Here is a 12,795-nt window from a genome sequence, read left to right as displayed (position 1 = left end):
CGGACGCCGCGGAAAGACGTCCCTACCCTTTCACAAAACAGCCCGTTCATCGCGAACGGGCTGTTTCGTTTTAAAAGGCCTTTTGCGCAATGCGCAAATCCATTGATCCAACGGGACGTTGGCCTAGTTGTCGGACCAGAAGTCGGTCTTGGATTCGTTGACGGCTTTGACGTAGCCTGCGCGAATGGTGAAGTCCCCAAAGCGCTCGCCTTCGTTGCGCTCCTTGGCGTAGCGCAAGAGGATTGGCTTCAACTCGTCAATCACTTGCTGGTGCGTGATGCTGTCGCGGTAAAGCTTGTTCACGCGCTCACCGGTAAAGCTCGCCCCGAGGTAGAGATTGTATTTACCGGGGCTGCGGCCCACGAAGCCAATTTCGGCGAGGAACGGACGAGCGCAGCCGTTCGGGCAACCCGTCATGCGGATAACAATTTCGTCTTCGCGCAAACCCGCTTCGTCGAGAATCTTTTCGATGTCGGTAATCAGGTCCGGCAGGTAACGCTCGGACTCCGCCAAGGCGAGGCCACAGGTCGGCAACGCCACGCAAGCCATCGAATTGAGGCGCATGCCGCTGGTATTGAGGCGGTCCATGAGGCCGTGCTCGTTAAGAATCGCTTCGATCGCGGGCTTGGCCTTGTCATCTACGGCTCCGATGACGAGGTTTTGATTTGCGCTCAGGCGGAAGTCGCCAGTGTGAATCTTGGCCACTTCGCGGAGGGCAGTCTTCATCGCGTAGTCCGGCGTGTCGAGGACGCGGCCATTTTGGATGAAGAGCGTCAGGTGCCACTTGTTGTCGATGCCCTTGACCCAGCCGTAGCGGTCACCCATGTGCTCGAATTTGAAATCGCGGGCGGGCTCGATGTCCACCCCACTGCGCTTGGCGACTTCGGCGCGGAAATTATCCAGCCCCATGTCCTCAACGGTATATTTCAGGCGCGCGTGCTTGCGGTCGCTACGGTCGCCGTTGTCACGCTGCGTGGTCACGACGGCTTCAGCAATCTTGATCGCGTCGACCGGCTTAATGAAGCCCAGCATCTGCGCAACGCGCGGGTAAGTCGCCTGGTTGTTGTGAGTCATGCCCATGCCTCCGCCAACGGTCACATTGTAGCCAACGAGCTTGTCGTCTTCCACAATGGCGATGTAGCCAAGGTCGTGCGCGAAGATGTCCACGTCGTTGCTCGGCGGGACGGCGATCACGGTTTTAAATTTGCGCGGCAGGTAAGTCTTGCCGTAGATGGGCTCCTCGGTCTCGGTTGTCTCGACCTTCTCACCGTCGAGCCAGATCTCGTGATAGGCGCGGGTCTGCGGAGTCAGGTGCGTGTTAATGTCCTCCGCCAGCTTTTGCACCTCGGCATGGACGGCGCTCTGGTAAGGATTCGGGTTGCACATGACGTTGCGGTTCACGTCGCCGCAGGCCGCAATGGTATCGAGGCACGCGTGGTTAATTTCCGCGATCGTGCGCTTGAGGTTGCTCTTGATGATGCCATGAAACTGGAACGCCTGCCGTGTGGTGAGCTTCAGTGTGCCGTTGGCAAACTGATCGGACAGGCGGTCCATCTCCAGCCATTGCTTCGGCGTGCAAACACCACCCGGCACACGCACACGCGCCATGAAGCTGTAAGCCTTGTCGAGCTTCTGCTTGCGGCGCTCGTTGCGCACATCGCGGTCGTCCTGCTGGTAAATGCCGTGAAACTTCGTCAGTTGGCCATCGTCGTCGGACAAGGCACCGGTGCTGACATCGGCCAACCCTTCCAGGATCGTGCCCCGGAGAAAGTTACTGTTCTCCTTGATCGTTTCGTTCTTCGACAACTTCTTAACGTTAGTTTCGGCCATAATCTCTATAATAGTTGGGCGAGTTTTGACTTCCTGACAACAAAATTAACTATCTTAGGTAAAATAGTCAAGATAGTGAAATAGGCTAGCAGCTAAGCTAATGCAAGCGGCACCGAAGGATCAAATGTCATTTCTCCAATCAGCTGCTCCGGGGCCTCTGGGTCCACCCACCCAGCGAAGGCGATCATCGCGGCGTTGTCCCCCGTGTGTTTGCGCTGAGCCATGAGCAGCGGCAGGCGCTTCTTTCGTGCCAGGTTTTCCATCTCATTGCGCAGCAGGGTGTTATTAGCTACACCGCCAGAAAGCCCCACGCTCGCCACCTTGTTTTTCGCCAAGACGTGGCGCGTTTTATTCACGAGCTGGCGGACGATGGCAGCCTGATAATCGGCGCAAATATCCGACATTGCCGAAGCAAGTTCATCATCGCTCATCGCTTCCAATTGATAGCGCAAGCTGGTCTTGAGCCCGGAAAAACTGAACCGGAAATCCGTGCTTTTTGCGATACCAGTGGGAAAATCAAAGCGGCCGGTTTGGCCCTCAGCCGCCGTTTTTTCAATCTGAATACCGCCAGGGTATGGCATGCCGAGCAGCTTGGCCCCCTTGTCGATCGCTTCGCCTGCCGCGTCGTCGACGGTCTGCGCCAGCAAGCGAATGCGTCGGTCTTCACCGATTAAAAATAGCACCGTGTTCCCCCCCGAGACCAGCAGGCCCAGGTGCGGGAGCCGTTTTTGCAAGTTCGCTTCGAAGTCCGCCGGGGCCTCCTCATGCAGCGCGATGAACGGCGAAAACGCATGCCCGCGCAGGTGGTTGACCGCGATTAGCGGCGCGCCCCAGGCCAGCGAGAGCGACTTGGCCACGGCAATGCCCACCGCCAAACAGCCAGCGAGCCCCGGGCCGGTGGTGACGGCGATTGTGTCCACCGGTTCCAGCGCCACATCGGCCTGCGCTTTGGCAAGCAACGGGCCGAAATTATTCACGTGCTCGCGGCTGGCCAGGTCGGGCACCACACCGCCGTATTCACCATGCAGCGCGATTTGCGAATGCACCCACTCGCCGAGCAGGCCGCGGTCGCTGTCAAACAACGCCAAGGCCGACTCGTCACACGAACTCTCTATTGCCAAGTATCTCATTGCAAAAACTCTCGCGCCAATGCTTGCGCAAAAGCCCATCAGGAACAATTCTGCGCGCCGTGGCAACCCGTGAAACACCATCCGCCCCACTCCTTTCCGCCCTCCGCGAGGCCGCCGACGCCTCTGGCCGGCTGAACTATGCCGACTTTTCGCGCCTCGCGCTCTACCACCCCACCGAGGGCTACTACCGCCGCGAGCGCACACGCGTAGGCAAAACTCAGGGTGCCGATTTCTACACTTCGGTGTCCGTCGGTAGCGTGTTTGGCCGCGTCATTGCGGAAGCCGCACGCCAGTTGGTCACCCCCGGTAACCCGGCCGATTTCACCCTGGCCGAGATCGGTGCCGAGCCGGAAGGCGGCATGTTCGCTGGCATCGAAACCGGGTTTGGCGAGTTGAAATCGTTCCCTCTGGGTACTGATTTTCAGCCCGACGAACACACCGTGCTCGTCGCGAATGAAATCCTCGACGCCCAGCCCTTTCACCGGCTGGAGTTTCACGACGGTGCCTGGCGCGAATGGGGGGTCGCGGTCGATGGCGATATGCTGCGCGAAGTCCTGCTTGATGCACTCAGCGCGCCCGTTAAGGCGCAGCTCGCCGACGTTTTACCCGAGCAATCGCTCCCCGGCTACCGGCTCGATATCGCGCTGGAGGCGGAGTCGTTGGTCAGGCAATGGGCGGCGGGCAATTGGTCCGGCGCAATGATTCTGATCGATTACGGCAAAACCTGGCCCGAGCTGACCACCGTCACCCCGCAAGGCACCGCGCGCGCCTACTACCGCCACCAACAGCACAACGAGCTACTTGCCCTGCCCGGCCACCAGGACCTTACGACCCACGTTTGCTGGGACCGCATTGAGTCCGCGCTATCGGCAACCGGGTTTGCCCCGCAGCCCCTACAGCGCCAAGAGGCGTTTATCGTCAAGCGCAGTTGGGCCGAGATCGAGCGCCTGAGCGCGGACGCCGACGCCCGACGTGAATTGCAATCACTGATCCACCCGAGCGGCTTTGGTTCGAAGTTCCAGGTGCTGGCAGCAACGCGCTAGCCGCCTGCTTCGCCAAGCGGATGCGGCAGGCACTGGAACCAGCACTGGAATTACTTTGCGTCTTAAAATGGCACGTATCGGTGACAGGTCGCTGGCGGAACGTGAACCTCTGTGTTCGCATCGTGTCATGCTGGCGGAACTCAGGTTCCCAGTTCTGCTTCTGATCCAACACACTCTTTAGACGGTAGAAAAGGCAGACTGATTGTAGGCAAATGTGGAAATTTGCGATCCGCCATCCAGGCGTGGTGCGAACACAGAGGTTCGCGTTCCTTTAGGCACCACTCGATAAGCAAAAAAGCCACCGGAAAACTCCGGCGGCTTCGTGGTAAAAACACCTGACAAGACGCTTACTTCTTCTTGGAGGTCTTGGAAGCCTTCTTGATCGTCGACTTCTTCTCAACGGCCTTCTTTGCAGCCTTCTTGGCGGCGGGCTTAGGCTCTTCCTTCTTGGGTTCGGCCTTGGCTGGCGTTGCCTTAACGGGTGCTGCTGCCTTGGTTTCCACTTTCTTAGCTTCGACCTTCTTGGGCTCCTCCTTAGCGGCGGGCTTGGCGGCTTCCTTCTTGGCGGCAGGAGCGGCGGCCTTCTTCGCTGGAGCAACCTTCTTCTCCTGCGTGGGGCCATCCTTGAGGGCGGCCTTGGCGAGAGTCGGCTCTTGCACGGAGACCTTGGCGGTCACTTGAGCAAGCGGTGCATTGAAGGCGTCGGCCACGGCACCACCTTGCGGAGGCAGCTCGATTGCGTTTTCGCCGACGATGCGGTCGCGGACGAGGTAGCCGGCGGGGGTCCACTCACGCAGAACCACGGCTGGGAAGAACTTGCCCGTCGGGTAGTTCGGGTAGCCGTTGAACTCGATCGCAGAAGAAACTTCGCCGCCCGCAGCGGAGATGTATTCGACGCCACCGAGGTGAAAATCGTTACCCGTAAAGCCACCTGCGTTGGCCAGCGCCCAGAGCTCGATCACGAGGGAGCCACTGGTGGTGCCGGAAGTGCGCGGGTTACTGACGCCAGCCACTGCAGCGGAGAAACCATCGCTGCTGAGCTTAGCGGCGGCGGGCTGGATGAGCTGCGGGTGGTAGAAGTCTACCAGGTCGGGCATCACTACGATATCGTCGTAGGAGCCGGACTCGCCAGCACGCGTTACGACGAGCGCGATCGTGTAAAGGCCGCGAACGCTGTCCACCAGGGCCGCGTCGAGGGAAATGAATTCGAGATAGTAGCCACCGTAGAGGGTCTGCGTTTCAGCCTCAGCCAGGAGCACGCCGTCGATTTCCTCACCGGAGGGGGCACCATAGAGGGCCCACACCTGGAGGCGCGGAGTGCTGGCTTCGCCGTAGTTGTCCAGACGGCCAACATAGATGGAAGCGTTGTCACCATTGATGACTACGCTGCTGTGGCCACCGAACTGGAAGCCACTTTCTTGGGATTTTCTGCTGCTTGTGATCATTATCGTTTGGGTTTCTGATAGGCTGAGACTGCGTTTAACCCTTAGTATCGTTCAATGATGGTTGAGTGAGGATCAGCCTAAGAAGTTGTTGGAGAGTCTTTTTTTTAACCACGAAGAGCACAGAGAACACGAAGTTGAAAACTGAATAACAGGAGTCTGTGTCTCCGATAAAAAGTCTTCGTGAGCTTCGTGGTTAATTCTATAATTCGTTAAAAGTGCGTGGTTGGCGGAGGTCGAGCGTCATCGGGTAGTCCGCGGAGTGCTTGTCGCGGCGCTGCATCGGCTGCTGCCCCGGTGTGTGGCCAATGGCCTCAAAGCGGCTCAGGCGACGGCTTTCGGCGGCCAGCGCATTGACCGGAAAATCGTCGTAGCCACGGCCCCCTGGGTGGGTAACGTGGTAACGGCAACCGCCAAGGGATTGGTCATTCCAGAGGTCGACGACGTCGAAGGTCAGCGGGCTGTCGATGGTGATCGTCGGGTGCAGCGCCGACGGCGGCTGCCAGGCGCGGAAACGCACCCCGGCGACGAACTCTCCTTCTACGCCGGTCGAAGTGAGCGGCACACGGTAGCCGTTGCAATAAACGGCGTAGCGCTCGGGAATGAAGTTTTCCACTTTCACTTGCACGCGCTCGACGGAGCTATCCACATAACGCGCGGTGCCCTGCCCCGTAGCTTCTTCGCCAAGAGTCAGCCAGCATTCGAGGGCCTCGCGGATCTCAATGCGCATGCCCTTGAAGTGCGCCTCGCCATACTTCGGGAAGCGGAACTCAAAGTGCGGCGCGAACCACTCGATGTCGAACTCCATGCCCCAAGACTTGAGGTCAGCAAGCACGTCGTTGAAGTCGGCAAAGTTCCAGTGCGGAAGCATCCAGCGGTCGTGCAGCTGGGTGCCCCAGCGGACAAGGCGCTCGGGCTCAAACGGCTTGTCCCAGAAACGGGCGATCAAGGCGCGCAGGAGCAGGTGCTGCGTCAGCGACATACGGGCGTGCGGCGGCATTTCGAAGCCACGCATTTCCAGCAGGCCGAGGCGGCCCGTGTAACTGTCGGGCGAGTAAAGCTTGTCGATGCAGAACTCGGCGCGGTGGGTGTTGCCGGTAAGGTCCGTCAGCAAGTGGCGGAAAATGCGGTCGACCAGCCAAGGCGGGCACTGCTTGTAATTATCGATCTGCGCATCGAGCTCGCGGAAGGCGATCTCCATCTCGTAAAGCGAGTCGTTGCGCGCTTCGTCGATACGGGGTGCCTGCGAAGTCGGGCCAATGAACTTACCCGAGAATACGTAGCTGAGCGACGGGTGCTGGTGCCAGTAAGCGATGAGCGACTTGAGCAAGGTCGGGTTGCGCAGCATCGGCGAGTCCTTGGGGATGTCGCCACCGCAGACGATGTGGTTGCCCCCGCCCGTGCCGGAGTGCTTGCCATCCTGATCGAACTTGTTCGCGCCCAGGCGGCATTGCTTGGCGGCTTCGTAAAGGAACTCAGTCTTCTCAACAAGGTGCGCCCAGGAGCTCGAGGGCTGCACGTTGACCTCCACCACGCCTGGGTCCGGGGTGATCTTAATCGTTTCCAGGCGGCGGTCCAGCGGCGGCAGGTAGCCTTCCAAAATAACCGGCATGTTGAGTTCACCTGCGGTCGCCTCAATGGCGGCTAACAGGTCAATGTAGTCCTCGACCGACGGTGTCGGCGGCATGAAAATGAACAGGTTGCCTTCGCGGGCCTCCACGCAAAGCGCGGTGCGGATGATCCAAGGCGCAGTGGTGTTGTCCAGCGGCGTCGTGTCCGGGCGCTGCATCGACTCGGGGCGCGGACGCATGTGGACGGGAATTTGCCAGGTGCCGGGCGTTTGGCCAAACGACTTCCCGGGGCCAAAGCGGCGCATGTAGTCCTCCCACGGGTCAAAGCGATCCGTGAGCGGCACGTCCTGCAGACCACCGGCGCGGGCATGCGGCCCCGAGAGGTTGCTGGGGTCCGAACCGGCGCGGCGGTATTGGCTGGCCAACGCATCGTAGTCCGGCAGCGGCGGCGCGTCTTCGGGCATCGGCGCTTCACCGAGGAATCGGTAATCTGTCGGGGCCTGCCAAGGCATGGAGTCCAGCGGCAGGCGCAGGCCCATCGGCGAGTCACCGGGGAATAAAAACAGCGTTTCCTGGCGCATGAACCACGGACCCGTCAGCCACGCGTAACGGCCATTGACCCAGCCGCGCTCGATCGGCAACGCGCAGCCAATGACCTTTTTCAAGCCCTGCTCGAAGACTTTGGCCAGGCGCGTACGCTCCTCCTTGTCTTCGATTTTATTTTGAAGCGGGTTGACGTTGGTCGGCAGGCGACGCTCGCGCCACATGTAATACCAGGCGTCCTCATAGCCGTCCATGGCCATGTTGGGATCGAGGTTCAGCTTCTCGCAGAGGAGATTCATGAACTTGCGCGACTCGACCTCAGTGAAGCCATAGTCCTTGCGCAGATCGCCCAGCAGTGCGGGGTCTTTCCAAAGCGTTTGGCCGTCCTTACGCCAGATGCAGCTGTAGGACCAGCGCGGCAGGGATTCGCTTGGATACCACTTGCCCTGACCGTAGTGCAGGAAACCGCCCTTACCGTATTTGCCGAAAAGTCGCTTCAGCAAATCCTCAGACTTGTTACGCTTGTCCATGCCGACCGCGGAGATGGTCCACTCCGGGCTTTCAAAGTCATCAATCGAGACAAAAGTCGGCTCGCCACCCATGGTCAGGCGGACGTCTTTCTCGACCATTTCTTTGTCGATCTCGGCACCGAGCTGGACGATGTTTTTCCACTGCTCGTCGTTGTAAGGATAGGTCACGCGCGGCGTTTCGTGCACGCGCTGGATCCACATCTCGTGCTCGAACTCGTCCTTGACCTTGCCCTCTGCCGCGAAGCCACCGGTGATCGGCGCGGCAGTGCGGGGATCGGGCGTCGCCGCAAGTGGGATGTGGCCCTCACCGCAGAACAGGCCGGAGGTCGAATCGAGGCCAACCCAGCCAGCGCCCGGCAGGTAGACTTCCGTCCACGCGTGCAGGTCGCAAATGTCCTCTTCCACACCGGAGGGACCGTCGATGGCTTTCTCGTCCGCTTTGAGTTGAATCGAGTAACCGGATACGAAGCGCGCAGCAATGCCCAGGTGACGCAAGATGTTGACGAACAACCACGTAAAGTCACGACAGGAGCCAATGCCCAGCTCCAGCGTTTCCTCGGGCTCCTGGACGCCGGGGTCCATCCGAAGCGTGTATTTCAGCTCGTTGTTGACGCGCTGGTTCAGCTCGACGAGGAAATCGATGGTCGGCTTTTTACCGCGGTCCACGGAGTCGACCCACTTCTGGAGTAAAGGGCCGGGCTTCTCCGTTTTCAGGTATGGCTTCAGGTCATGCTCAGTCGCGTCGCTATACTCGATCGGATAATGCTCGGCATGGGTGTCCAGGAAGAAATCGAACGGGTTGAAGGCAACCATGCGAATCGTCAAATCGACGATCACCTCGAACCGGTCGGTCTTTTCCGGGAAGGCGACGCGCGCCAGATAGTTGCTGAAAGGGTCCTGCTGCCAGTTGATCCACTGGCCCTCGGGCTCAATGCGCATCGAGTAGGAAACAATCTCGGAGCGGCAGTGGGGCGCTGGGCGCAGGCGGACAACTTGGGGCCCCATCGTCACCAGTTGGTCGTAGCGATAGGAGGTCCGGTGGAAGAGTTTGACGTCGATAGCCATATGGCGGTGTCAAAAGCAGTTATTGGCCCAAGTAACATTCCGAAGCGGAACGAAGCTTGTGCTTAGTGCAGGTGGGATTTGGAAATTAAAATTCAGAGGGTTTCTAATAGCGACTTGTTCGTATGCCTTCGCTTTGATCAAGCCACCTAAAAAAGGCGCGTAACGTGAATTTCACACGGCCATTTCGTCAACATCAAATTTTGCACAAACTCCTGAATATTAGCAGTATGAAAATTTTTCATACTTAAGCGGCATTCTATAGTTTTTAAGTATGAATAAAAACTATGGTGAAGTAATTCGCAATCCTCACAGATGCGAAACCGCTTGATCATCGTTGATCAAAAACAAACCTTCAATGATAATATTTCACAAGGAGCTGATTGCGTGCTATTTACCAAAATACCTCAGGCACTCACCGTGCTCGGAGCCATGCCCATCACTTTGCGGAAAACGCGGGAAAAATGCAGCGGATCCTGAAAGCCAACCTGCTCCGCGATATCCATGACGCGCAGCCGCCCTTCCTTTAGCAGACGGAATGCCTCGTTCATTTTCATGCGCAAAAGCGTCTGGTAAGGCGACTCATTGTGGTAGCGCTTGAAAACGCGGCATAGGTATTCCGCGCCGTAGCCGGTGCGATCAGCGAGCTCAGCCAGGGAGTTTATTTCGCAAAAATTCTCGTGCAGCACCTGCATGACGAGGTCATAGACCTGAGCCGGGCCATCCTTCGGCGTGCGAGCCTGCTGGGAATCGCGCCGAATGCCGGTCGTTACAATCAACTCTAGCGCACTAAGCACGGTCGCCTTCTCCACGTAGCCATGCACGCCCTCGTGGATCAATTGGTCCAGCACATCGCCTTGCATGGGTGGCATGGCCAACGTCCGCGCCGATCCCGGACTGAGCCCTACCTGCCTCCATCGCTCCGGGAAGGCGGTGTCGTTACGACAGAAAAAGTATTTATGAAAGGGGCGGTCGGCGTGGTTGTAAAAATGGATTGGAATGCCGGGCCCATAGCAAATGACCGATCCGCTTCTCAACAAATGCTTCTTACCCCGCACACGGACCTCGCCCTCCCCCTCGTCTATATATTCTAGAATCCAGAATGGAAAAGATTGCCGGTCGATCAGGTAGTCAGGGGCACATACCTCAAACCCGGCAAAGAACACGCCCGGGGCCCGTGGCCTGCGTGTAAGCGACAAGTAGCGCGATTCCTTTACCTGCGGAGACAGTTCGATCGAGAGTTTACTCACCCTCAAATGGTTAGCAAAAATATCCATGGAGTGCTACCTATTTTCTCTCCCAAAGTGCGCTCAAGTGGCGGAGAAATCACGCGAATGAAAACTTTTTTCAAAAAATTAAATTTTTCCCTTGCGCGATTCATACTTCACCTGTTTGTTTCTCGGCTTTCCTCGATGCAGGGTGGAGCAGCCCGGTAGCTCGTCAGGCTCATAACCTGAAGGTCATCAGTTCAAATCTGGTCCCTGCACCCAATTTACAAAGCCCGCTAAGACAACTACTTAGCGGGCTTTGTATTTCAGTGATCCGAAAGAACGTCGGCAAGCAATGCGGGAGGATTTGTTCTCGTCTTGCGACGGCAATTTCACAAGCTGTCTTCACAGGAAAATGAAGCTCAAGGAAATCGCTAGAAAAGTTTTAGAGGAGTGCCAGGTGCTTGATAAGCGCACGCCGGCTGACCAGCTCCCGGCTCCTGAGCCTGGCGTCGCCAATCGACAAGCTCAGGGCCCAAAGCTGATCGCGATACACGGCATCCAGCAGCGATCAGGCACAGTATTTCTGGGCGAGCTCATCCGCCTGCATCCGCAGGTTGAGGCGTTTCCCAAAGACATTTGGGAGGCACCCCTGCTCCCCAACATTCACCACATCGAGCACTTCGAAAACGACTTCTTCCAGCAGTATGAGCAAAACCGCGACAAGCTGCCTAAGCATTTCTTTTCTCAGTTGATGGGACGCGCATTCTTGGAGCAGATCCAGGAAACGCCCGGAAAAACCATCCTACTAAAGGTGCCCTCCGTGCAGCACTTGCAGTATTTCCCGGTCATGTTCCCCGGCCAGAAGCTCGTCATCATTATTCGCGATGGCCGGGACAATGTCGCCTCGACGATCAAGACCTGGCCCGACACCCCGTTCCAGGCCGCCTGTGAGCGATGGAACCAAAGCGCACGCGAAATTCTGGCTTTTCGTGAGGCCTACGGCGATCAGTCCTTTTATACGCTCGTCCGCTTCGAGGATCTCCTTGATCAGCAAGAGATTACGCTCAAATCGCTACTCGAGAGGCTGGAGCTTCCGCGATCAGAGTACCCCTTTAATTCCACGGACGAGATCGAGGTCATTGGGTCATCAGACACCGCAGACCAAGGCACGCCTAACTGGGATGGCGTAAAAAAACCGGCCAATTTCTCGCCCACGAAACGCTGGGCGGACTGGTCCAGCGAGCAACTGGATCAGTTCAACACGATCGCCGGAGAATCCATGCGCGCACTTGGCTACACAGATTAGCCATTTGAGGGCCGGCGAAAAGTAATTCACAAAAATAGCGAATTCCGGCTTGCCAGCGGGAATCCGCAGCCTAGTCTTCCGCCCTTCATCTTTAGCTGCGGCGGCTTCCCGGGCCTACTCAGCGTTAAAATGAAAACAACCCGAATCGGCACGTTCAACTACGAACAAGCCACCCATTATCCAAGGTTCGCCCAACGCCGGGACTGGCGCGAATACGGAGCACAGAAAAACTCAAATGAACATCACTGTAAAAGACCTCCTGGACGCAGGCGTCCACTTTGGCCACCAGACTCGTCGCTGGAATCCGAAATCGAAACCTTACGTTTTCGACCACCGCCACGGCATTTCCATCATCAATTTGGAAAAGACCTACGCCCTCCTCGAAAAGGCCTATGCCTTCATCGAAGAGCTCGTCGCCAGCGGCGAAGACATCATGTTTGTTGGCACCAAGCGCCAGGCTCAGGAAATCCTGCGTGAAGCCGCCACCACCTGCGGCATGCCTTTCGCAGTAAACCGCTGGATGGGCGGTGCGCTGACCAACTGGACCACGTCCAAGGCCAGCCTCGAAAAGTACAAGCGCTACCTGCGCATGGAAGCCGATGGCTCCCTGCAAAAGCTGCCCGGTAAGGAGCAAGCCGCGATCCGCCGCGAAATGGCCCGCATGCACCGCAACTTTGAAGGCATGCTCGAAATTAAGGGCATCCCGAAGGCTTTGTTCATCGTCGACGTGAAGAACGAAAACATCGCCGTCAACGAAGCTCGCCGCCTCAAGATCCCGGTCATTGCTCTGGTTGACACCAATTCCGACCCGACCATCGTCGACCTCCCGATCCCGGGCAACGACGACGCCGTGAAGTCCATCCGCCTCGTCACCGAGGTCATCATGGAAGCGATCCAAAACGGTCTGGCCCGCCGCACCGAAGTGCGCAACGCACCGCAGCAAGGCGTTCAGCCGATCGTTCGCACCGACTTCGCCGAAAACGAGCCGGAAGTGACCTTCGCCGACGACATCGTCCTGGACGAGCCGAAGAAGCCAGCCGCAACCGAAGAAACTCCCGCTGAGCCAGCCGCCGAAGAAGCGCCTGCCGCAGAAAAGGAATAAGTTTCCCACCGATTAAAAACCCGAA

At 58.0% G+C, this 12,795-nt stretch carries 8 protein-coding genes and 1 tRNA gene; 4 read left to right on the top strand and 5 right to left on the bottom strand.

Annotated elements, in window-relative coordinates; genetic code table 11:
- Nucleotides 1–123 precede the first annotated feature (123 nt).
- Together O3S85_RS14495 and tsaD are read right to left on the bottom strand one after the other, a co-directional pair.
- Nucleotides 124–1,830, bottom strand: a complete 1,707-nt coding sequence (locus tag O3S85_RS14495) for an NADPH-dependent assimilatory sulfite reductase hemoprotein subunit (protein WP_269541283.1) — start codon at nucleotides 1,828–1,830, stop codon at nucleotides 124–126.
- 92 nt (nucleotides 1,831–1,922) lie between these two features.
- Complete coding sequence (tsaD, locus tag O3S85_RS14490; RefSeq protein ID WP_269541280.1) at nucleotides 1,923–2,960, bottom strand: tRNA (adenosine(37)-N6)-threonylcarbamoyltransferase complex transferase subunit TsaD; 1,038 nt, start codon at nucleotides 2,958–2,960, stop codon at nucleotides 1,923–1,925.
- 59 nt (nucleotides 2,961–3,019) lie between these two features.
- Between tsaD and O3S85_RS14485 the strand changes: the two genes are divergently transcribed.
- Entirely contained in the window at nucleotides 3,020–4,003 is a 984-nt protein-coding gene (locus O3S85_RS14485; RefSeq protein ID WP_269541278.1) for an SAM-dependent methyltransferase, read from the top strand.
- Between the two features lie 347 nt (nucleotides 4,004–4,350).
- On the opposite strand, the gene O3S85_RS14480 is transcribed toward O3S85_RS14485, so the two are convergent.
- The 3 genes from O3S85_RS14480 to O3S85_RS14470 all read right to left on the bottom strand — a co-directional run bounded on the left by O3S85_RS14480 (nucleotide 4,351) and on the right by O3S85_RS14470 (nucleotide 10,401).
- On the bottom strand, nucleotides 4,351–5,448 hold the full coding sequence (locus O3S85_RS14480) for a hypothetical protein (protein ID WP_269541275.1): 1,098 nt from the start codon (nucleotides 5,446–5,448) through the stop codon (nucleotides 4,351–4,353).
- 199 nt (nucleotides 5,449–5,647) lie between these two features.
- Nucleotides 5,648–9,154, bottom strand: a complete 3,507-nt coding sequence (locus tag O3S85_RS14475; protein WP_269541274.1) for a transglutaminase family protein — start codon at nucleotides 9,152–9,154, stop codon at nucleotides 5,648–5,650.
- A gap of 404 nt (nucleotides 9,155–9,558) precedes the next feature.
- Nucleotides 9,559–10,401 carry a helix-turn-helix transcriptional regulator gene (locus O3S85_RS14470; protein ID WP_269541272.1) on the bottom strand — a complete coding sequence of 281 codons (843 nt, stop codon included), beginning with the start codon at nucleotides 10,399–10,401 and terminating at the stop codon, nucleotides 9,559–9,561.
- Nucleotides 10,402–10,564: 163 nt separating this feature from the next.
- Between O3S85_RS14470 and O3S85_RS14465 the strand changes: the two genes are divergently transcribed.
- The 3 genes from O3S85_RS14465 to rpsB all read left to right on the top strand — a co-directional run bounded on the left by O3S85_RS14465 (nucleotide 10,565) and on the right by rpsB (nucleotide 12,770).
- Nucleotides 10,565–10,641, top strand: a tRNA-Met gene (locus O3S85_RS14465).
- Nucleotides 10,642–10,774: 133 nt separating this feature from the next.
- A complete protein-coding gene (locus tag O3S85_RS14460; protein WP_269541270.1) occupies nucleotides 10,775–11,668 on the top strand; it encodes a sulfotransferase family protein in 894 nt (297 codons plus the stop codon).
- Nucleotides 11,669–11,903: 235 nt separating this feature from the next.
- On the top strand, nucleotides 11,904–12,770 hold the full coding sequence (gene rpsB / locus O3S85_RS14455) for a 30S ribosomal protein S2 (protein ID WP_269541267.1): 867 nt from the start codon (nucleotides 11,904–11,906) through the stop codon (nucleotides 12,768–12,770).
- Nucleotides 12,771–12,795: the final 25 nt, after the last annotated feature.

Source organism: Cerasicoccus sp. TK19100, from assembly GCF_027257155.1.
Taxonomy (GTDB): domain Bacteria; phylum Verrucomicrobiota; class Verrucomicrobiia; order Opitutales; family Cerasicoccaceae; genus Cerasicoccus; species Cerasicoccus fimbriatus.
This window is presented reverse-complemented; position numbering and strand designations above follow the sequence as displayed.

What these genes read in the sequence shown, in the direction of transcription:
- O3S85_RS14495 (WP_269541283.1), bottom strand. Translation starts at nt 1,830, where the DNA reads ATGGCCGAAACTAACGTTAAGAAGTTGTCGAAGAACGAAACGATCAAG.
- tsaD (WP_269541280.1), bottom strand. Translation starts at nt 2,960, where the DNA reads ATGAGATACTTGGCAATAGAGAGTTCGTGTGACGAGTCGGCCTTGGCG.
- O3S85_RS14480 (WP_269541275.1), bottom strand. Translation starts at nt 5,448, where the DNA reads ATGATCACAAGCAGCAGAAAATCCCAAGAAAGTGGCTTCCAGTTCGGT.
- O3S85_RS14475 (WP_269541274.1), bottom strand. Translation starts at nt 9,154, where the DNA reads ATGGCTATCGACGTCAAACTCTTCCACCGGACCTCCTATCGCTACGAC.
- O3S85_RS14460 (WP_269541270.1), top strand. Translation starts at nt 10,775, where the DNA reads ATGAAGCTCAAGGAAATCGCTAGAAAAGTTTTAGAGGAGTGCCAGGTG.
- rpsB (WP_269541267.1), top strand. Translation starts at nt 11,904, where the DNA reads ATGAACATCACTGTAAAAGACCTCCTGGACGCAGGCGTCCACTTTGGC.